Genomic DNA, 19,750 nt, shown 5'->3' on the forward strand with positions numbered 1-19,750 from the left:
TATTCCCTTTCAGGAGCCGCGTTATGTCCCTTACGCTAGACACCTTGTTGCGCCCCAGCCTGTTGGCCGTGGCCATTGCCCTCAGCGCCCCCATGGCCAGCGGCCCGGTATTGGCCGCCGAGCAGGCCTCCAGCGTGCGCGCCTACAACCTGCCGGCGGCTCCCCTGGCCAGCACCTTGAACCAGATCGCCAGCCAGGCGGGCCTTGCGCTGTCGCTGAACCCCTCGCTGGCCGCCGGTAAAACCTCGGCACCCGTCCAGGGCCAGTTCGACGCCACCGGCGCCTTGCGCGAAGCCTTGCGTGGCACCGGCTTGCAACTGGAGCAAAGCAGCGCGGGCACGTTCAGCCTGGTGGCCGTGCCTGAGGACGTGTTGGCCCTGCCGACGACCAATGTGACAGGGGTGGAAAACACCGAGAGCGCCTGGGGCCCGGTTGACGGCTACCTCGCCACTCGCACTGCTGCCGGCACCAAGACCGACACTGCCCTGGTGGAAGCACCGCGCTCGATCTCGGTCGCCACTCGCCAGCAGATGGACGACCGCAACGTACAGAACATTGATGACGCCGTGCGCTACATGCCCGGCATCGTCGCCAGCAGCTACGGCAGCGACACCCGTGCCGACTGGTTGCGTGTACGCGGCTTCGAACCGACCCAGTTCCTCGACGGCCTGCCGCTGCCAAAAGGCGTATACGCCAACCCGAAACAGGAAACCTGGAACCTCGATCGGCTCGCCCTGCTGCGCGGTCCGGCCTCCTCCGTGTATGGCCAGACCCCACCGGGCGGCATGCTGGACATGGTCAGCCGCCGCCCCAGCGCCGAGTCGAGCAGTGAAATCCAGGTGGAATATGGCAGTGACAATCATCGCCAGATCAACTTTGCCAGCACCGGCAAGATCGACGAAGACGGTCGGTTCCTCTACGGCCTAAGCGCAGTCGTACGCGACAGCGGCACGCAAATCGACCACGTCGATAACAAGCGCTACAACATTGCGCCTAGCCTGACCTGGAACATCGACGACGACACCAAATTTACCCTGCTGACGCAGTTCACCCGCGACGATACCGGCATCACCAGCCAGTTCCTGCCGATACAGGGCACCAAAATCCGCTCGCCACTGGGTGACATTTCCCATCACAAGAACCTCGGTGATCCAGACTGGGAATACTACGACCGCACCTACTACGCCTTGGGTTATGCCTTCGAGCATCGCCTGAACGATGTCTGGCAGTTCAAGCAGAACCTGCGCTACACCAAATCAGACCTGTCGTTCCAGGCGCTTACCCCCGGCGCCTACCCGTTCACCCAAGTGGACGCCCAAGGCAATGTCGGTCGTTCGAGCACCAGTGTCGACGAAGACATCAGCCAGTTCGCCGTGGACAACAACTTCCAGGCCGATTTCGCCACGGGTGATGTAGGTCACACCTTGTTGATCGGCCTCGATCACCAGCGCACCAACACCAACTACACCTCGATTTTCGGCGATGGCCTGACCACCAACGTCAACAATCCCATCTATGGACTGCCCATCGTGCGCCCGCCGCGTTCCGATGCCTTCTACGACTACGATCAGAAGACCTACCAGACCGGCCTGTATGTGCAGGACCAGATGTACATCGATCAATGGCGCCTGACGCTGGGCGGTCGTGAAGACTGGGTGCACACCGGTACCAAATTTTTCAACAAAGGTGATGCCACCAACACCGAGCGCGACAAGAAATTCAGCGCCAATGCGGCCATCAGCTACGTGTTCGACAACGGCATCGTGCCCTACCTGTCCTACGCCGAATCGTTCCAGCCAACCAGCAACGCCACGGCCTCGCCCACCGATTCGTTCAAGCCTACCGAAGGCGAGCAATGGGAGTTGGGTATCAAGTATCAACCGCCTGGGAGCAACACCCTGCTGACCGCTGCGGTGTATACCCTGACGCAGAAGAACGTCTCCGTCACCACCACCAACTCCAATAATGTCTCGATCACGAGCCAGACCGGCGAAGTGAAAGTCAAAGGGCTGGAACTGGAAGCCGTCTCCGACGTGACCGAAAACCTCAAGGTCATCGCGGCCTACACCTTGGCCAAATCCGAGGTACAGGACGGCGCGTTCAAGGGCAATCGCCTGCAACTGATGCCCAACCAGCAGGCTTCGCTGTGGACCGACTACACCTGGCACACCGGTGTGCTCGACGGCTTTGGCGTAGGCGGCGGCGTTCGCTACACCGGCAATACCTATGGCGACCAGGCCAACACCGAGCTGGGCAAGGCGGACGCTTTCACCGTGTTCGACGCCGCTGTCCACTACGATCTCGGCCGCCTGGACAACAGCCTCAAAGGCGCGTCCCTGGCACTGAACGCAACCAACTTGTTCGACAAGGACTACATCTCCACCTGTGACAGTTTCTATTGCTACTACGGCGACCAGCGCAGTGTCGTCGCCAGTGCGACCTACAAGTGGTAAACGCTTGACCTGACACACCCAACACCGGGCCGTCCTTCGAGGACGGCTTTGGTATTTCTGAAGGGCTGCAAATGAAGAGTAAAACGATCCGCCGCTGGTCCTTCGTCCATACCTGGACCAGCCTGATTTGCACGGTGTTCCTGCTGATGCTGGCAGTGACCGGCTTGCCATTGATTTTTCACCACGAGATCGACCATCTCCTGGGCGATGCACCCGAGCTCAAGGAAATGCCCGCCGGCACTGCGCGGCTGAACTTGCAGCAACTGGTGCTGGCGGCGGAAAAACATCGGCCGGGCGAAGTCATGCAGTACTTCGGTTTCGACGAAGAAGACCCCAATGCCGCGTTCGCGATCATGGCGGCTACTGCCGGAACCGAGCCGAATTCGTCCCATACCTTCATGCTCGACGCCCGCACCGGTGAAGCACTGGAAATGCCTTCGGCAAACGGCGGTTTCATGATGATCATGCTGCGACTGCACGTGGACATGTTCGCCGGCCTGCCGGGCAAGCTGTTCCTGGCGTTCATGGGCATTCTGTTCGTGGTAGCCATCGTGTCCGGTACAGTGCTGTACCTGCCGTTCATGCGCCGGTTGAAATTCGCCACCGTGCGCCAGGATAAATCCACCCGCCTGCGCTGGCTCGACCTGCATAACCTGATCGGCGTCGTGGCCCTGACCTGGATGCTGGTGGTCGGTGTCACCGGAGTGATCAGCGCCTGTGCCGACCTGCTGATTGCGGCCTGGCGCAATGAGGCCTTGGGCGCGATGATCGCGCCCTATGCCGACGCACCCGCGCTGACGCAGCTCGCGCCACCGACTCGCCTGCTGGACATCGCCAGCGAGGTCGCACCGGACATGCAACCCGACTTCATCGCCTTCCCCGGCACGCGGTTCTCCAGCGAGCACCATTACGCCGTATTCATGAAAGGCAACACGCACCTGACCTCCCACCTGCTGACGCCAGTGCTGATTGACGCCAGCACCCTGCAAGTCACCGCCGTGGCGGAGCGGCCGTGGTACATGGACGTCATGGGCATGTCGCAGCCCTTGCACTTTGGTGATTACGGCGGCATGCCGATGAAAATCCTGTGGGCGACCCTGGATGTGCTGACCATCATCGTGCTCGGCAGCGGGGTGTACCTGTGGGTCGTGCGGCGCAAAGCGGCAAAGCCTGTGCTTGAAACTGCGGAGGCTCAAGCATGAGGCCGCGCCAGTCGAATTTCTGGAAAGTCTTTGCCATTCCCACGGTCATCGGCCTGTTCACCGCCGCCGGGTTGTTCGCGGCGTTGCTGGGCGATGGCGTGTGGGATGCCCTGAGCTGGCTGGGCCTGGGCATTCCCGCCGCCTTCGCCCTGCGAGGCCTGCTGCAGCGCCGATAACGCGACGTCTCCGGTAGGAGCTGCCGCAGTCCGCCACCTGAAAACGCGCAACCTGGGGCGGCGGGCTTGCTCACGAAAGCGGCATATCCAAGGCATCCAAGTTGGCTGATACAACGATGGCGGTGCATCAGCCACATCAAATTCAGATGTGCTACCGTCATCGCGGGCAAGCCTTGCTCCCACAGTTGCCCGCCACCACCACTGAACGAGACGCCGCCATGTCCACCCCGACCATGACCCTCTACCATAACTCCCTCTCGCCTTTCGTACGCAAAGTCATGGTGCTGCTGCACGAAACCGGTCAACAGGACCGAGTCGCCCTGCAGAACTGCGTGCTCTCCCCAGTCGACCCAGACCCGAGCCTGATCAACGACAACCCCCTGAGCAAAATCCCCGCCCTGCGCCTGGCCGACGGCAACGTCATCCACGACAGCCGGGTGATCCTCGATTACCTCGATCACCAGCACGTCGGTAATCCGCTGATCCCCCGCGAAGGCTCGGCCCGCTGGCGCCGCCTGACTCTCGCCTCCATGGCCGACGGCATCATGGACGCCGCCGTGCTCACGCGCTACGAAGTCGCCCTGCGCGCCCCGGAGAAACACTGGGATGCCTGGCTGGACGGCCAGCGCGACAAAATCCGCCGCGCCCTCGCATTGCTTGAAACGGATGCCATCGCCGAGCTGACCAGTCATTTTGATGTGGCGGCGATCAGTGTGGCTTGTGCCCTCGGTTATCTGGATCTGCGCCATCCGGACCTGGCCTGGCGCGAGGCGAATCCGCAGCTGGCAGCGTGGTATTTCGAGGTGAGCCAGCGGCCTTCGATGTTGGCCACAATGCCCAAGGTTTGAATTTCAGTTCAAAGCAATGGCCTCAAAAAATCGTCCGATTGGGGGCTCAACGGTTTGTTGCAACGCGAATATCAGGGTATCGGTGATGGCGGCTTCGTCTTCGACAATCAGGATATGGGGCATGGCGTGCGAGCCCGTCAGTTAAGTGGGCGAACGGTGAACCATGGTGGATGACGTCAATCGGCAGCCAATGCTCAGCAATCAGGCTTATCCGCGGTAAAACGCCGAGCCGGATTCACCGCCGCACCAAACTCACGCAGCGCCTTTGCCCCAATCAACAACGGATAGTTAAAACTGCTGCGATCCGTCAAATTGACCTCGACCGTGCGCTTGACGTTACCCAGGCACAGCTCCAGATCCACCACCGGACGCTTGGTCGGCGCCGCCGACTCATCATCGTCCGCATCCTCTTCCGAGCGGGTCTTGATCTTGCTGATCCGCGCAATCTTGTGCTCGTAGACCTTGTTGCTCGCGTCCTTGGTCGCAAGGCGGAAACGCACCCACTCATCACCGTCACGGGTGAAGGTCTCGATGTCTTTGGCCGACAGCGACGCGGTCAGGGCGCCGGTGTCCATTTTGGCCTTGAGCACTTCGCCGCCGATTTCCGGCAGCGCGATGTATTCGTAGCGACCGTACAGGGTCGGCTCGGCGGCCATCACTGGCAGGGCCACCAAGGTCAGCAGGGCAAAGAGGGATTTCACGTAGTGGGCATCCTTGAAAAGTGGGCAGCGCAATTTTAGACAGCCAGTGGGCAATTCGTTCGTTCTTACGATCGCTTCGCGGGCAAGCCCGCACCCACAGGGTTTTGGGTGGTTCAAAAAATCTTGCACACCTCAATCTACTGTGGAAGCGGGATTGCCCGCGAAGAGGTCTGATCAATCACCACAAGACCTGAGGACCGTTATTGAGGTCAAGCATACCGCCAGCAAGGTGAAACATTTGTCATCGCCGATTTGGCCTCGAGTCCGAAGCTGCTTATCATGACGCGCCCAAATGATTTCAAGAGTGACTTATGCGCCGACTGCTCACCGGCTGTTTCGTTACCCTGCTGCTGTTGCTCAACACCCTGGTCCTGTTCGGGCCGCTGATGGTGTTTGCCTTGCTCAAGCTGGTACTGCCAGGGCGCCTGCGCGACTACGCGTCGGGGGCGGTGATGTGGATCGCCGAGACCTGGGCGGAAGTCGACAAGCTGATCTTCCGGCTGTGCATCCCCACGCAATGGGACATCCGTGGCGGCGATAACTTGCGCACTGACACGTCCTACCTGGTGATCAGCAATCATCAATCCTGGGTCGATATTCCGGCGCTGATTCAGACGCTGAACCGGCGCACGCCGTTCTTCAAGTTTTTCCTCAAGAAAGAACTGATCTGGGTGCCCTTCCTGGGGCTGGCGTGGTGGGCACTGGATTACCCGTTCATGAAGCGCTATACCAAAGCCTTCCTGGCGAAGAACCCGGAGCTGGCCGGCCAGGATCTGAAAATCACCAAGGCGGCCTGCGAGCTGTTCAAGCGCCAGCCGGTGACAGTGGTCAATTACCTGGAAGGTACCCGGTTCACTGCCGCGAAAAGCGCCCATCAGCAATCACCGTTCACCCACCTGCTCAAACCCAAGGCGGGCGGTGTGGCGTTTGTTCTGGCGGCGATGGGCGAGCAGCTGGATGCGATTCTCGACGTCACCGTGGTCTATCCGCAGCAGAAAATCCCGGGCTTCTGGGATCTGATCAGCGGCAACTTGCCGAGGGTCATCATTGACATCAACACCCGCGAACTCGACCCCGCGCTGTGGCAGGGCGATTACGAGAACGATCCGGTTTTTCGCGAAACAATCCAGAACTGGGTCAACCAGCTCTGGATCGAAAAAGATCAGCGCATCGACGCCTTGCGCGCCGGGCGCCGCTGAATCAAGTGCCGGTACCTGCGCCCCAGATGCCGCCGAGGCTTTGCAGCAGCGAACCACCCACGCCCTGTTGACCGAGGTATTGCAGGATCAAGGGGGCAAACTGGCCGATCATGCCGGTGTCCATGCCCAGTGCGCTGAACGCATTGTTCAAGTCGTTGGTGTCTTTGACGGTGCCCAGGGCATTGTCCAGCCCTGCCGCCTTGCCGTTCGAGCCGAGCAAACCGGCCAACGCGCCCAGCTCACCACCGCCCGACAACTTGTCGATCCCCGGAACGCTTTTGGCCAGTTCGGAATAGTCGGTCGAACTCAGCTGATTCTTCGCCAGGCCGAGCATCGCCGCGGTGCCGCCGACGGCTTGCTCGGGTTTTACATTCAACTGCGAAGTTAACGCGCCGAGCAGACCCGCCGTTTCCGAGGTCGGCGCCGCATTCGTGGCCGCATCACCGCCCTGCATGCTCGACGCCGCTTTGGTCAGATCGTCCAGGCTGAACCCGGCGAACACCGGGCTGGCCGCCAGGGTCATGAGCGAAGCCAGTGCAAAACCGCGTGAAATCTTCATCGAGACAACCTCTTTAGGCATAAACCGCCCACCCATGAACGGCGAAAAACTGTGCGTTCGACTGGATTCCCGGAGGATTGTTCCCGCATCTGTAAGCCTGTCGCAGCTTCTGTAGAAGCTGCCGAAGGCTGCGATCTTCTGATTTTCAGCGCATTCAAGCCCGCCCAAAATCAAGATCAAAAGATTGCAGGCTCCTGCAGGGTCCGGCGTTGTGCCTCTTAAAAATAGTTTCTTCGTGGTGCATCCAGTCTGGACCCCGCCGCGTATATCAAGCACGGACAGACATTCCTGGCCGATTCCATCCTCAAGGATCACTACCATGAAACGCACTTCGATGAAAACGCCGTTGATTGCCAGCCTGCTGACCCTGGCCCTTGGCGGCGGATCCGCCCTGAACATCGTGCAAGCGGCAACCATGAGCCATGACGCGGTGATGGTCGGCGGCCAAAGCATGCTGCCGAGCAAAGACATCGTCGATAACGCGGTGAACTCCTCAGACCACACCACGCTGGTCGCCGCCGTGAAAGCCGCCGGCCTCGTCGACACCCTCAAAGGCAAAGGCCCATTCACTGTGTTCGCACCGGTCAATTCGGCCTTCACCGCCCTGCCCGCCGGCACCGTCGATACTTTGCTCAAACCTGAAAACAAGGCCACCCTGACCAAAATCCTCACCTACCACGTCGTCGCCGGCAAACTCGACATGATGACCCTGACCGAGAAGATCAAGGCCGGTGGCGGCAAGACCGAACTCACCACCGTGGCGGGCGGCAAGCTCTGGGCGATGATGAACGGCCCGCACAACATCACCATCAAAGATGAAAAAGGTGATGTCGCCGACATCACCACCTACGACGTGTACCAGTCAAACGGCGTGATTCAGGTCATCGACAAAGTGCTGATGCCGAAAGGTTAAGTTGTACCGCCGGCCCTGCGCATCGGGGTCGGCGGATTTTTCCGAGGTGTCTGCCCGTGAATGGAACAACTGCGCGCCGTGAACTAACCTCTGCCTGCAACCGGCACCGCACGCAGCCTCACCTCACCACCTCGACTGATTGGAGAACCGTTATTTCCATTGCCGACACCGATCAGCTCAGGCAGCTTCTGGCCCAGTGTTCGCTGGGTGACCGCCGCGCATTCGAGACGCTTTACCGCAGTGTCGGCCCGCGTTTGCATGGTGTTGCCCTGCGATTCATGGGGCGTCAAGACCTGGCCGAAGAAGTGCTACAGGAAAGCTTCGTGCGCATCTGGAACAGCGCCTCGCGCTATGAATCGAACCTGTCGGCACCGCTGACCTGGATGATCAACATCACCCGCAATCAAGCCATCGACCAGTTGCGCAAACACCGCGACCGGCCGTTGACCGATCAGGAAGAACTGGCGCTCGTGGATGAAAGCCCATCCGCCCACGAATTATTGAACACCGCCCGCGAGGCCAACGCCTTGAACCGCTGCCTGGAAAGCCTCGAAGGCAGGCAGCGCCAATCGATTACCGTGGCGTACTTTCAAGGGCTGTCCTGCTCGGAACTGGCAGAACACCTGGCCGCGCCGCTGGGCTCGGTCAAATCCTGGATCCGCCGTGGCATGGAGCGCCTGCGCAGGTGCCTTGAATCATGAACTATCAAACCCCGAGCCTGCGCCGAACCCTCGCCGCCGACTACGCCATTGGCGTGATGCCCGCAGCAGCTCGTCGGCGCTTTGAACAGTTGCTGCTGGAAGACGCGGCATTACGCGCAGAACTGGCGCACTGGCAGGACAGTCTCGCCAGCCTGACCGAAGCGTTGCCCGAGCAACCGGTGCCGGAACGCGTGTGGCAAGGCATCACGGCGCGTATCGACCCACAAAAACTGCATGTGCCACAGAAGCGTTCCTTCTGGAACTGGATGCGGGTGACGGCGGCGTTGTGTTCGCTGGTGGTCATCGTGTTCCTGAGCGTGCTCTACAACCGTGATGAGGCGCGATACAGCGCGACATTGCTGACGGCCGATTCGCAACCGGCGCTAAGGGTTCTGGCCCACGACAACTATCTGCAAGTGGAGCCGCTGGCGTTGGCGGCGGTTGATCCGGAACGCAGCCTGGAGTTGTGGGCGATACCGGCGAACGGCAAACCGATGTCCCTCGGCGTGATTCCGGCGAGCGGCAAGGGCAAGGTTGAGCTGAGCGATGCGCAAAAGGTGCTGATCGGCAAACCGATTGCGTTGGCGGTGAGCCTGGAGCCCAAGGGTGGCTCGCCGACCGGACAGCCGACGGGGCCGGTGTTGTATCAAGGGTCGTTAGCGGTGTTGTGAGCAAACGAAAAGATCAAAAGATCGCAGCCTTCGGCAGCTCCTACAGGGTTACGCGTTCGGCATAGGAGCTGCCGAAGGCTGCGATCTTCTGATGTAAAAACGGCGACCCGGAGGTCGCCGTTTTGTTTTGCGTAACCGCTTACGCCGCGCTGAACAACTTGTGCGGATCGATCACAAACTTCTTCGGCACACCTGCATCAAACTCGCCGTAACCTTCCGGCGCCTGATCCAGGCTGATCACCTGCACGCCCACCACTTCGGCAATGTTGATACGGTCCCACATGATCGCCTGCATCAGCTGGCGGTTGTACTTCATCACAGGCGTCTGGCCGGTGTGGAAGCTGTGGGATTTGGCCCAGCCCAGACCAAAGCGAATGCTCAGGCTACCCATTTTCGCTGCGGCATCCACTGCACCGGGATCTTCGGTCACGTACAGGCCCGGAATACCGATTTTGCCGGCTACACGAACCACGCCCATCAACGAGTTGAGCACCGTGGCCGGGGCCTCGTGCTTGACCCCGTCGTGGCCATGACCGCGCGCTTCGAAGCCCACGGCGTCGACGGCGCAGTCCACTTCGGGCTCGCCCAGCAGTGCAGCGATCTGTTCATGCAGTGGGGTGTCCAGGGACAGGTCAGCGATTTCGAAGCCCTGGGCCTTGGCGTGTGCCAGGCGCACGGTGTTGACGTCGCCGATGATGACCACAGCGGCGCCCAGTAGACGAGCGGAAGCTGCAGCGGCCAGGCCGACTGGACCCGCGCCTGCAATGTACACGGTGCTGCCCGGGCCAACGCCGGCAGTGACTGCGCCGTGGTAACCGGTCGGCAGGATGTCGGAGAGGCAGGTCAGGTCGCGGATTTTTTCCATTGCGCGATCACGGTCTGGCAGTTTCAACAGGTTGAAGTCGGCGTAAGGCACCAAGGCGTATTCAGCCTGGCCGCCGGTCCAGTCGCCCATGTCGACATAACCGTAAGCACCGCCCGGACGTGCCGGGTTAACGCTGAGGCAGACACCGGTGTGCATTTCCTTGCAGGAACGGCAGCGCCCGCAAGCCACGTTGAACGGGACGGACACCAGGTCACCGATTTGCAGGTTCTCGACGTCGCTGCCCTTCTCGATCACTTCACCGGTGATTTCGTGCCCCAGCACCAGGCCGGTTTGAGCGGTGGTCCGACCGCGCACCATGTGCTGGTCGGAACCACAGATGTTGGTGGACACCACGCGCAGGATCACAGCGTGGTTGATCTTCCTGCCGCGCGGGTCCTGCATTTTCGGATAGTCAATTTTCTGTACTTCGACCTTGCCAGCGCCGAGATACACCACACCACGATTGCCAGACATGCTTTCACCTCGCTGTTGTTTTTATGTAGCACTCACGTCGCCTTTTAGCGGCGGCGCGTTGATTGCTCGGGTTATTGCCTGTGTGTCTTGTGTCTTGTGTTGTGTTTGAAGGCCTCATCGCGGGCAAGCCCGCTCCCACAAGGTCAGGGTCGTGCACATTTCCTGAGCGACCTCAGCCCTGTGGGAGCTGGCTTGCCAGCGATAGCGATTTAAAGAACGACGGTGCGATTGGCGTTCAGGAACACTCGCCGCTCAATGTGATAACCCACCGCTCGCGCCAAGGTCAGCCCTTCGATATCCCGGCCCTTGGCGATCAGGTCTTCCGGGTAGTGACTGTGATCCACGGCCTCCACGCCTTGGGCAATGATCGGCCCTTCGTCCAGGTCGTTGTTGATGTAGTGCGCCGTGGCGCCCACCAGTTTCACGCCCTTGTTATAGGCCTGGTGATACGGCTTGGCGCCCTTGAAACCGGGCAACAGGGAGTGATGGATATTGATCGCCTTGCCATCGAGCTTGCGGCACAGCTCCGGTGACAGGACCTGCATGTAGCGCGCAAGAATCACCAGCTCCGCACCGCACTCTTCGATCACTTGCCACACCTGACGCTCTTGCGATGGCTTGTCGTTCGGGTCGAGCGGGAAGTGGTAGTAAGGAATCTGGTGCCAGTCGGCCAGGGGCTTGAGGTCCGGATGATTGGAGACCACTGCGGCCACGTCCATGGACAGTTGGCCAATGCGTTGGCGATAAAGCAGATCGTTGAGGCAGTGATCGGCCTTGGACACCATGATCACCACTTTTGGCCGATAGTTCGGCGCAGTCAGTTCGAAGATCATGCCGAACGCTTCACCGCGCTCCTGCAAGCCGGCGCGGAATGACTGTTCATCGAACCCGTCAGGCTGACGGAATTCCACCCGGATGAAAAACCGTCCCGAGAGCCGATCATCGAAGGAGTGGTGCTCGGTGACGTAGCAGCCCTGCTCGAAAAGAAACCGCGTCACCGCGTCCACGGTGCCGAGGACGCTAGGGCAGTCGGCGGTCAGAATCCATGTGTCTGGGGCGCGGCTCATAGTGCAGTGACTCCTGAGGTATCGGTAAACGACGCTACCTCTGTAGGAGCGAGCTTGCTCGCGATGGGCGCCAACGATAACGCGTACTGCCTGGGTTAACGCGTCGTCCTCAAGTCCATCGCGAGCAAGCTCGTTCCTACAGGTGAGCGGTTGTGATCAAGCCTGGACGCTGAGGCCGTACTCGGCTGCGGCATCCTGCAACCACAACCACCAGTAATCGGAGAAACTGCGACGGATCAGCAGCTCCCAGGTGTCTTCGGCGGTATGGCGGATCACCAGTTGCGACTTGGCGAACACCGTGCCCACGGCCTTGCCCACGGGGAAGCTGTTGGGGTGCACGTCGTAGCTGGTCGATTTCATCAGGACCTGGCGCACATTCGGGCCGCTCAGTTCGAGGATCTGCTGGCCGCCGCTAACGTTGACGATCTGGATGTGCAAATCACCCAGCGCTGCACGCAGCTTTTGCTCGGCGGCAAATTCTTCACCGGTTGGCACGATCAGCAGCCATTCATCCGGTCCCATCCACTGCAGGCTGGTCTCGCCTTTGACGATCACGCTCAGAGCGCCCGGCAATTCAATGCCAAGGGCCTTGTGCACCCCTTCGGAAAACGCGGCATCGTGGCCATCGCCACGGATGGTCAGGTGGCCGAGGAGTTTCTTCTCACGCACGATCACGCCGGCATTCTTGCGACCCTTGCCTACCAGGCTGGCGAGGTCGGCATGATGCAACGACGACTCGGCCTTGGCGCCGGTGGTTGGGCGTTGTTGGTACACATTGGCTGCGGTCATAAAGCACCTGTTCCTGAATTCGTGTGCCCTGTGGGAGCGGGCTTGCCCGCGATGGGAGCGACGCGTTCTGCCTGAAGCACCGCGTTATCGTTCATCGCGGGCAGGCCACGCTCCCACAGGTACTGTGGTGTTACACGTTCTGACGATCCCCTTTCGGATCAAAGAACACCGAAGAAACGATTTCCGCCTCGATCACGCTGCCATCCGCCAGCGGGGCGAACACTCGCTCGCCCATGCGGTTCAGGCCGCCCTTGACCACGCCCATGGCAAACGAATAGCCCAGGGAGTTGTGCGCGTAGCTGGAGGTCACGTGGCCGACCATGCTCATCGGGATCGCCTGCTTGGTGTTGAACACCAGCTGCGCACCCTCAGGGAGCCATTTGGTCGGATCGATCGGTTTCAGGCCAACCAGCTGTTTGCGTTGATCGCGCACGCAGTCCTCACGGTTCATGCCGCGCCAGCCGATCCACGAGAACGGTTTGGTGCGACCGACACACCAGCCCATGTTCAGGTCATCCGGGGTCATCGAACCGTCGGTGTCCTGGCCGACGATGATGAAGCCCTTCTCGGCCCGCAGAACGTGCATGGTTTCAGTGCCATACGGGGTCAGGTTGTATTGCTTGCCCGCCTCGACAATTTTCTCCAGCACGCCCATCGCGTAGTCGGCTTGCACGTTGACTTCATACGACAGCTCGCCGGTGAACGAAATCCGGAACACCCGCGCCGGCACGCCGCCGACCACGCCTTCTTTCCAGGTCATGAACGGGAAGGCTTCGTTGCTCAAGTCGATGTCCGTGACCTGGCTGAGCAGCTTGCGGCTGTTCGGGCCGGACAGGGTCATGGTTGCCCAATGATCAGTCACTGAAGTGAAGTACACCTTCAGGTCTGGCCATTCGGTCTGCTGGTAAATTTCCAGCCATTGCAGTACCCGGGCGGCGCCGCCGGTGGTGGTGGTCATCACAAAATGGTTGTCGGCCAGGCAAGCGGTCACGCCGTCGTCGAACACCATGCCGTCTTCTTTGCACATCAGGCCGTAACGCGCCTTGCCCACATCGAGCTTGGTCCAGGCGTTGGTGTAGATGCGGTTGAGGAATTCGCGGGCGTCCGGGCCCTGGATGTCGATCTTGCCCAGGGTCGAAGCATCCAGCAGACCGACGCTGTCGCGTACGGCCTTGCATTCGCGCTTGACCGCGGCATGCAGGTCTTCACCGTTTTTCGGGAAATACCATGGGCGTTTCCATTGGCCGACGTCTTCAAACTCGGCGCCGTTTTTCACATGCCAGTGATGCAATGCAGTGAAACGCACAGGCTCGAAGATGTGCCCACAGTGACGACCGGCTACGGCACCGAAAGTCACCGGCGTGTAGTTGGGACGGAACATCGTGGTGCCCATCTGCGGGATGGTGACGTTCAGCGAGCGGGCGGCGATGGCCAGGCCGTTGACGTTACCCAGCTTGCCCTGATCGGTGCCGAAGCCCAGTGCGGTGTAGCGTTTGACGTGCTCCACCGACTCGAAACCTTCGCGGGTCGCCAGTTCGATGCCACCGGCGGTGACGTCGTTCTGGAAGTCGACGAATTGCTTGGGCGCACGGGCCGAATTCTTCTCGTGGGGCACCTGGAACAGCGCCAGGGTTGGCTCTTCGAGGCGGCTCAGGGCTTTAGGCAAAGTACCTTCGACCACCCCGAAACCGGCTTCGCTGGCGGCACGGGCGCCACCTTCAAAGCCATCGGCCAGGGAATCACCCAGACCGTAGACGCCATTGATACCGCCGACGCATACGCGTTTTTGCGGTGCCTCGCCCGGTACAAAACCGAGGATGTCTTCACGCCAGGTCGGCTTGCCTCCCAGGTGCGACGCCAGGTGCACCACCGGGCTGTAGCCGCCGGAGCTGACCACCAGGTCGCAGTCCAGCCATTCGCCGGGGCTGGTGACCTTGTGCCCTTTAACGTCAATGGCAGCAATGCGCGCGCCAGTCACGCGCTTGGTGCCGCGAGCCTCGATCACGGCACTGCCGGTCAGGATGCGAATGCCTTTGGCGCGCGCCTCTTCCACCAGCGCGCCGCGCGGATTGCTGCGCGCATCAGCGATAGCCACGACCTGCAGGCTGGCATCGAGCCAATCCAGCGCCACGCGATAGGCGTGGTCGTTGTTGGTGCTCAGGACAAGCTTTTTGCCCGGTGCGACGCCATACCGACGAACGTAAGTCGAGACGGCACCGGCAAGCATGTTGCCCGGCACGTCGTTGTTGCCGTAGACCAGCGGACGCTCGTGAGCACCGGTCGCCAGCACCACGCGCTTGGCGCGGACGCGATGAATGCGTTGACGCACCTGGCCGATCGGGGCGCGATCGCCGAGGTGATCGGTGAGGCGCTCGTGAATGGTCAGGAAGTTATGGTCGTGGTAACCGTTGACCGTGGCACGCGGCAACAGCAGCACGTCCGGGGTATTCTTCAGTTCGTCGATGACGCTGGCGATCCATTCCACGGCAGGCTTGCCGTCCAGGCTTTCGCGGGAATCGAGCAGGCTGCCGCCGAACTCTTCCTGTTCATCGGCCAGGATCACCCGGGCACCGCTGCGCGCAGCCGCCAGTGCCGCGGCCAGGCCAGCAGGGCCACCGCCAACGATCAGCACGTCGCAGTGCTGGTTCATGTAGTCGTAGGTGTCCGGATCGTTCTCGGTCGGCGAGCGACCAAGACCTGCGGCCTTACGAATGTACTTCTCGTAGGTCATCCAGAACGATTGCGGGTACATGAAGGTTTTGTAGTAAAAGCCCGGCGGCATCAGCTTGCCGCCGACCTTGCCCAGAATGCCCATCATGTCGTTGTTCACACTTGGCCAGCCGTTGGTGCTGGTGGCGACCAGGCCTTGATACAGCGCCTGTTGCGTGGCGCGTACGTTGGGGATCTGCGTGGCTTCGGTTGCGCCGATCTGCAGCACTGCGTTCGGCTCTTCAGCACCTGCGGCGAAGATGCCGCGTGGGCGGGAATACTTGAAGCTGCGACCGATGATATCCACGCCGTTGGCGATCAGCGCGGCGGCCAGGGAGTCACCTTCATAGCCCTTGTAGGTCTGGCCGTTGAACGTGAAGCTCAGCACTTTGTTGCGGTCGATGCGTCCGCCGTTGGACAGGCGATTGATCTGGCTCATACCTTCTCTCCCAGAGCCGTGGCGGCCGCTTTCGGGCTGTCGGTCTTGTCGGTGAATTGTGGCTTGGTGCCGATCTTGTAGGTTTCGAGAATTTCGTAGGTCACGGTGTCGCGGGTGGCGTTGAAGTACTGACGGCAACCGGCGGCGTGAATCCACAGCTCATGGTGCAGGCCGCGAGGGTTATCGCGGAAGAACATATAGTCGCCCCACTCCTCGTCGGTGCAGGAGGTCGGGTCCAGTGGACGCGGTATGTGCGCCTGGCCGGATGCGTGAAATTCCTCTTCGGAGCGCAGCTCGCCGCAGTGAGGACAGAAGATATGCAACATGGGTATTTCTCCTGTTAGTGGGCAACCGCAGCAGCGCCGTGTTCATCGATCAACGCACCGTTGTGGAAACGGTCGATGGAGAAAGGTGCAGCCAATGGGTGCATTTCACCCTTGGCCAGGCTCGCGGCAAATACGTTGCCCGAGCCGGGTGTTGCCTTGAAGCCACCGGTGCCCCAACCGCAGTTGAAGAACATGTTCGGCACCGGAGTTTTTGAAATGATCGGGCAGGCGTCCGGCGTGGTGTCGACGATGCCACCCCACTGCCGGTTCATGCGCACGCGGGACAACACCGGGAACATCTCGACGATGGCCTGGATGGTGTGCTCGATCACCGGGTACGAACCGCGCTGGCCGTAGCCGTTGTAGCCGTCGATACCGGCGCCGATCACCAGGTCGCCCTTGTCGGACTGGCTGATGTAACCGTGTACGGCGTTGGACATGATCACGCTGTCGATAATCGGCTTGATCGGCTCGGATACCAGCGCTTGCAGCGGGTGGGATTCGATCGGCAGACGGAAACCCGCCAGCTTTGCCATGTGTCCGGAGTTACCGGCTGTCACCACGCCAACGCGCTTGGCGCCGATGAAGCCCTTGTTGGTTTCCACGCCGATGCATACGCCGTTTTCCTTGCGGAAGCCGATCACTTCGGTCTGCTGGATCAGGTCCACACCCAGTGCATCGGCGGCACGGGCAAAGCCCCAGGCCACGGCATCGTGACGGGCCACGCCGCCGCGACGCTGGACAGTGGCGCCCATCACCGGGTAGCGAGTGTTTTTCGAGCAGTCGAGGTACGGAATCTCGTCGGCCACTTGCTTGGCATCGAGCAGTTCACCGTCCACGCCGTTGAGGCGGTTGGCGCTGACCCGACGCTCGGAATCACGGATGTCCTGCAGGGTGTGGCACAGGTTGTAGACGCCGCGCTGGGAGAACATCACGTTGTAGTTCAGGTCCTGTGACAGGCCTTCCCACAGTTTCATCGCGTGTTCGTACAGGTGCGCCGACTCGTCCCACAGGTAGTTGGAACGAACGATGGTGGTGTTGCGCGCGGTGTTACCGCCGCCCAGCCAGCCTTTCTCGACCACGGCCACATTGGTGATGCCGTGTTCCTTGGCGAGGTAGTAGGCGGTCGCGAGACCATGCCCGCCACCGCCGACGATGACCACGTCATAGACCTTTTTAGGGGTCGGCGTGCGCCACATTTTCTGCCAGTTTTCGTGATGGCTGAGGGAGTGTTTGAAGAGGCCGAAGCCCGAATACCGTTGCATAGTCATTTACTCCAAAACCGCGCTCAGCGATAAACCGGGAAGTCCGCGCACAGGGCCGTCACTTGCTGGGCAACATTTGCTTCTACGTCGGCGTCGCCGAGGTTGTCGAGGATGTCGCAGATCCAGCCGGCCAGCGTGACGCACTGCGTCACCTTGAAGCCGCGAGTCGTCACCGCCGGAGTGCCGATGCGCAGGCCAGAGGTCACGAACGGCGACTGTGGATCGTTCGGAACAGCGTTCTTGTTCACGGTGATGTGAGCGCGGCCGAGTGCTGCATCCGCTTCTTTGCCGGTTAGGCCCTGACGGATCAGGCTGACCAGGAACAGGTGGTTATCGGTGCCGCCGGACACTACATCGTAGCCGCGATTGATAAATACGCCGGCCATGGCCTGGGCGTTGTCGATCACTTGCTGCTGGTACGCCTTGAAACCTGGCTCCAGCGCTTCCTTGAAGCACACCGCCTTACCGGCGATCACGTGCATCAGCGGGCCGCCCTGGCCGCCGGGGAACACGGCAGCGTTGAATTTCTTTTCCAGCTCTTCGTTGGCCTTGGCCAGGATCAAGCCACCCCTTGGACCGCGCAGGGTCTTGTGGGTGGTGGTGGTGACCACGTCGGCGTATGGCAGAGGGTTCGGGTACAGCCCGGCAGCGACCAGACCGGCGACGTGCGCCATGTCGACGAAGAAGTAGGCACCGACTTTGTCAGCGATCTGGCGGAAGCGCGGGAAGTCCAGAGTCTTGGAGTAGGCGGAGAACCCGGCGATAATCATTTTCGGCTTGTGCTCGACCGCCAGGCGCTCGACTTCGTCGTAGTCGATCAGGCCGGTGGTGGTGTCGATGCCGTACTGCACGGCGTTGTAGAGCTTGCCGGAGAAGCTGACCTTGGCGCCGTGAGTCAGGTGACCGCCGTGGGCCAGGCTCATGCCCAGCACGGTATCGCCTGCGTTCAGCAGGGCCAGATAGACAGCGGCGTTAGCCTGGCTGCCGGAATGCGGCTGGACGTTGGCGTAATCGGCACCAAACAGTTGCTTGGCGCGCTCGATGGCCAGCGCTTCAACCTTGTCGACGTGCTCGCAGCCACCGTAGTAGCGCTTGCCTGGGTAGCCTTCGGCGTATTTGTTGGTCAGGCCGCTGCCTTGCGCTTGCATCACGCGCTTGCTGGTGTAGTTTTCGGACGCGATCAGCTCGATATGATCTTCCTGACGTTGCTCCTCGGCATTCATCGCCGCCAGCAGTGCATCGTCGTAACCCTGGATCTGGTCTTGCTTGCTGAACATCGCGTCTCTCCCAGCGGCATCTGTGCGCCATTCGTCTCGGTGAGGCACTGGTGTTGCGACAGTGCCCTTTGATGCGATGGTATGACCGGCGCAGACAGGCCAAATGCCTACGGACGCCACGCAAAGGTGCGTTTACGACATGGGCGCAAATGGCATGCCGAACACAATCCTCAAATCAACGAAAAACCCTGTGGGAGCTGGCTTCCCAGCGATGGCGGTGTGTCAGCCGCCATCAATGCTGGATGTGACGCCGCTATCGCTGGCAAGCCAGCTCCCACAGGGTTAAGCGATGATTTCGCGGACGAGTAACAGCACAAGGAAATGCAGCGGATACAACGCATACGCCCAGCGTCGCATTGGCACAGGCTTGAGATGTTTGGCATGTTGCAACAAGACCATCCCCAGCCATGGCGCGATCAGACAAGTGACAATGCCCCAGATGGCGGCGACATTGCCAAACTGCGCCGCCGGATATAGCACTTGCCATTGATTCGCCGCCAGGCCCACCACCCCTGGCAACAGGCTGTAATACCAGGGCCGCCTGATCACCAGCAGCATCGCCAGCGGCAACAGCACGCCGAAGAACCCGAACATCAGTCGTTCCGGGAACAATGCAGCCAGTACCAATGCACCCAGCGCGAGCAGACGCGATTCCAGCGTTTGCTGCTGCCAACCGCGCGCCACCAACAACCCCAGAACCAGCGTGGGCAGCACGTTCAGCGTGTCGGGCGCCGGCATGAACAGCCGATACGGGATCTCGCTGATGGCGCTGAACACCACCAACCACAGCAGATACCGCCACGGAGTGCCGGCGCGGGATACGCCCATGCGCGCCAGGTTCGCAGCCATTGCCAGGCAGAACCATGGGAACGCCAATCGCCCCGGCGCAAACAGGATATCAATGGAATAGCCGACATATCGCAGGTGATCGAGCACCATGCTCAAAAGCGCCAGCCACTTGAGCAGATCGAGTGCACCATCGCGCCGAGTCATGTGCATAATTGTCCGCCAACGCTGTATTTTTTCGAAAGCAGCATCCCGTGTGCTCCCCGGACGATCTTCGGTAAAGTGCGCACCATCATTGACCACGAATGCTCTTCACCATAAGAGCTTCGA

Annotated in this window: 18 protein-coding genes; 8 read left to right on the plus strand and 10 right to left on the minus strand. The window is 60.7% G+C overall.

Going from position 1 to position 19,750, the window contains the following annotated elements; all coding sequences use genetic code 11:
* The first annotated feature begins 23 nt into the window (after nucleotides 1-23).
* The 4 genes from HYI44_RS19655 to HYI44_RS19670 all read left to right on the plus strand — a co-directional run bounded on the left by HYI44_RS19655 (nucleotide 24) and on the right by HYI44_RS19670 (nucleotide 4,679).
* On the plus strand, nucleotides 24-2,453 hold the full coding sequence (locus HYI44_RS19655; RefSeq protein ID WP_122841219.1) for a TonB-dependent siderophore receptor: 2,430 nt from the start codon (nucleotides 24-26) through the stop codon (nucleotides 2,451-2,453).
* 71 nt (nucleotides 2,454-2,524) lie between these two features.
* Nucleotides 2,525-3,655: a PepSY-associated TM helix domain-containing protein gene (locus HYI44_RS19660; RefSeq protein WP_122841218.1), complete on the plus strand. Its 1,131-nt coding sequence runs from the start codon at nucleotides 2,525-2,527 to the stop codon at nucleotides 3,653-3,655.
* The gene (locus HYI44_RS19665) at nucleotides 3,652-3,831 is read left to right on the plus strand and encodes a hypothetical protein (protein ID WP_045059919.1); all 180 of its coding nucleotides are present in this window, start codon (nucleotides 3,652-3,654) and stop codon (nucleotides 3,829-3,831) included. The genes HYI44_RS19660 and HYI44_RS19665 overlap by 4 nt, the downstream gene beginning before the upstream one ends.
* 218 nt (nucleotides 3,832-4,049) lie before the next feature.
* The gene (locus tag HYI44_RS19670) at nucleotides 4,050-4,679 is read left to right on the plus strand and encodes a glutathione S-transferase (protein WP_122841287.1); all 630 of its coding nucleotides are present in this window, start codon (nucleotides 4,050-4,052) and stop codon (nucleotides 4,677-4,679) included.
* A gap of 194 nt (nucleotides 4,680-4,873) precedes the next feature.
* On the opposite strand, the gene HYI44_RS19675 is transcribed toward HYI44_RS19670, so the two are convergent.
* A complete protein-coding gene (locus HYI44_RS19675) occupies nucleotides 4,874-5,380 on the minus strand; it encodes an ATP-dependent zinc protease (protein WP_045059918.1) in 507 nt (168 codons plus the stop codon).
* 311 nt (nucleotides 5,381-5,691) lie between these two features.
* Between HYI44_RS19675 and HYI44_RS19680 the strand changes: the two genes are divergently transcribed.
* Nucleotides 5,692-6,579, plus strand: a complete 888-nt coding sequence (locus HYI44_RS19680; protein ID WP_122841217.1) for an acyltransferase — start codon at nucleotides 5,692-5,694, stop codon at nucleotides 6,577-6,579.
* Nucleotide 6,580: 1 nt separating this feature from the next.
* Here HYI44_RS19680 and HYI44_RS19685 read toward each other — a convergent pair whose 3' ends face one another.
* The gene (locus tag HYI44_RS19685) at nucleotides 6,581-7,138 is read right to left on the minus strand and encodes a DUF2780 domain-containing protein (RefSeq protein ID WP_122841216.1); all 558 of its coding nucleotides are present in this window, start codon (nucleotides 7,136-7,138) and stop codon (nucleotides 6,581-6,583) included.
* 319 nt (nucleotides 7,139-7,457) lie between these two features.
* Here HYI44_RS19685 and HYI44_RS19690 point away from each other — a divergent pair, with 319 nt between their 5' ends.
* The 3 genes from HYI44_RS19690 to HYI44_RS19700 are packed head-to-tail and all read left to right on the plus strand — an operon-like array spanning nucleotide 7,458 to nucleotide 9,423.
* Nucleotides 7,458-8,051, plus strand: coding sequence for a fasciclin domain-containing protein (locus tag HYI44_RS19690; protein WP_122841215.1), 594 nt, complete (start codon nucleotides 7,458-7,460; stop codon nucleotides 8,049-8,051).
* A 56-nt stretch (nucleotides 8,052-8,107) separates the two neighbouring features.
* A complete protein-coding gene (locus HYI44_RS19695) occupies nucleotides 8,108-8,752 on the plus strand; it encodes a sigma-70 family RNA polymerase sigma factor (protein ID WP_122841214.1) in 645 nt (214 codons plus the stop codon).
* Nucleotides 8,749-9,423, plus strand: a complete 675-nt coding sequence (locus HYI44_RS19700; protein WP_122841213.1) for an anti-sigma factor domain-containing protein — start codon at nucleotides 8,749-8,751, stop codon at nucleotides 9,421-9,423. The genes HYI44_RS19695 and HYI44_RS19700 overlap by 4 nt, the downstream gene beginning before the upstream one ends.
* Before the next feature lie 139 nt (nucleotides 9,424-9,562).
* Here the strand turns inward: HYI44_RS19700 and fdhA are convergent, their stop codons facing one another.
* The 8 genes from fdhA to HYI44_RS19740 all read right to left on the minus strand — a co-directional run bounded on the left by fdhA (nucleotide 9,563) and on the right by HYI44_RS19740 (nucleotide 19,633).
* On the minus strand, nucleotides 9,563-10,762 hold the full coding sequence (gene fdhA / locus HYI44_RS19705) for a formaldehyde dehydrogenase, glutathione-independent (RefSeq protein ID WP_053163059.1): 1,200 nt from the start codon (nucleotides 10,760-10,762) through the stop codon (nucleotides 9,563-9,565).
* Between the two features lie 209 nt (nucleotides 10,763-10,971).
* Complete coding sequence (gene purU / locus HYI44_RS19710; RefSeq protein ID WP_122841212.1) at nucleotides 10,972-11,829, minus strand: formyltetrahydrofolate deformylase; 858 nt, start codon at nucleotides 11,827-11,829, stop codon at nucleotides 10,972-10,974.
* Between the two features lie 156 nt (nucleotides 11,830-11,985).
* A complete protein-coding gene (locus HYI44_RS19715; RefSeq protein ID WP_122841211.1) occupies nucleotides 11,986-12,618 on the minus strand; it encodes a sarcosine oxidase subunit gamma in 633 nt (210 codons plus the stop codon).
* A 130-nt stretch (nucleotides 12,619-12,748) separates the two neighbouring features.
* On the minus strand, nucleotides 12,749-15,766 hold the full coding sequence (locus HYI44_RS19720) for a sarcosine oxidase subunit alpha (RefSeq protein ID WP_225570258.1): 3,018 nt from the start codon (nucleotides 15,764-15,766) through the stop codon (nucleotides 12,749-12,751).
* Entirely contained in the window at nucleotides 15,763-16,092 is a 330-nt protein-coding gene (locus HYI44_RS19725) for a sarcosine oxidase subunit delta (RefSeq protein WP_045059910.1), read from the minus strand. Before HYI44_RS19725 ends, HYI44_RS19720 begins: the two co-directional genes overlap by 4 nt.
* 14 nt (nucleotides 16,093-16,106) lie before the next feature.
* Nucleotides 16,107-17,357, minus strand: coding sequence for a sarcosine oxidase subunit beta (locus HYI44_RS19730; RefSeq protein WP_007947735.1), 1,251 nt, complete (start codon nucleotides 17,355-17,357; stop codon nucleotides 16,107-16,109).
* Between the two features lie 23 nt (nucleotides 17,358-17,380).
* On the minus strand, nucleotides 17,381-18,634 hold the full coding sequence (glyA, locus tag HYI44_RS19735; protein ID WP_122841208.1) for a serine hydroxymethyltransferase: 1,254 nt from the start codon (nucleotides 18,632-18,634) through the stop codon (nucleotides 17,381-17,383).
* 282 nt (nucleotides 18,635-18,916) lie between these two features.
* Nucleotides 18,917-19,633 carry a TraX family protein gene (locus tag HYI44_RS19740; protein ID WP_225570259.1) on the minus strand — a complete coding sequence of 239 codons (717 nt, stop codon included), beginning with the start codon at nucleotides 19,631-19,633 and terminating at the stop codon, nucleotides 18,917-18,919.
* Between the last annotated feature and the right edge of the window lie 117 nt (nucleotides 19,634-19,750).

It is taken from the genome of Pseudomonas sp. Y24-6 (assembly GCF_020295325.1).
Taxonomy (GTDB): Bacteria; Pseudomonadota; Gammaproteobacteria; order Pseudomonadales; family Pseudomonadaceae; genus Aquipseudomonas; species Aquipseudomonas gregormendelii.

Coding starts and splice junctions, on each gene's coding strand:
- HYI44_RS19685 (WP_122841216.1), bottom strand. CDS start 7,138: ATGAAGATTTCACGCGGTTTTGCACTGGCTTCGCTCATGACCCTGGCG.
- HYI44_RS19665 (WP_045059919.1), top strand. CDS start 3,652: ATGAGGCCGCGCCAGTCGAATTTCTGGAAAGTCTTTGCCATTCCCACG.
- HYI44_RS19720 (WP_225570258.1), bottom strand. CDS start 15,766: ATGAGCCAGATCAATCGCCTGTCCAACGGCGGACGCATCGACCGCAAC.
- HYI44_RS19690 (WP_122841215.1), top strand. CDS start 7,458: ATGAAACGCACTTCGATGAAAACGCCGTTGATTGCCAGCCTGCTGACC.
- HYI44_RS19670 (WP_122841287.1), top strand. CDS start 4,050: ATGTCCACCCCGACCATGACCCTCTACCATAACTCCCTCTCGCCTTTC.
- HYI44_RS19655 (WP_122841219.1), top strand. CDS start 24: ATGTCCCTTACGCTAGACACCTTGTTGCGCCCCAGCCTGTTGGCCGTG.
- HYI44_RS19700 (WP_122841213.1), top strand. CDS start 8,749: ATGAACTATCAAACCCCGAGCCTGCGCCGAACCCTCGCCGCCGACTAC.
- purU (WP_122841212.1), bottom strand. CDS start 11,829: ATGAGCCGCGCCCCAGACACATGGATTCTGACCGCCGACTGCCCTAGC.
- fdhA (WP_053163059.1), bottom strand. CDS start 10,762: ATGTCTGGCAATCGTGGTGTGGTGTATCTCGGCGCTGGCAAGGTCGAA.
- HYI44_RS19660 (WP_122841218.1), top strand. CDS start 2,525: ATGAAGAGTAAAACGATCCGCCGCTGGTCCTTCGTCCATACCTGGACC.
- HYI44_RS19680 (WP_122841217.1), top strand. CDS start 5,692: ATGCGCCGACTGCTCACCGGCTGTTTCGTTACCCTGCTGCTGTTGCTC.
- HYI44_RS19740 (WP_225570259.1), bottom strand. CDS start 19,633: ATGCACATGACTCGGCGCGATGGTGCACTCGATCTGCTCAAGTGGCTG.
- HYI44_RS19715 (WP_122841211.1), bottom strand. CDS start 12,618: ATGACCGCAGCCAATGTGTACCAACAACGCCCAACCACCGGCGCCAAG.
- HYI44_RS19730 (WP_007947735.1), bottom strand. CDS start 17,357: ATGCAACGGTATTCGGGCTTCGGCCTCTTCAAACACTCCCTCAGCCAT.
- HYI44_RS19725 (WP_045059910.1), bottom strand. CDS start 16,092: ATGTTGCATATCTTCTGTCCTCACTGCGGCGAGCTGCGCTCCGAAGAG.
- glyA (WP_122841208.1), bottom strand. CDS start 18,634: ATGTTCAGCAAGCAAGACCAGATCCAGGGTTACGACGATGCACTGCTG.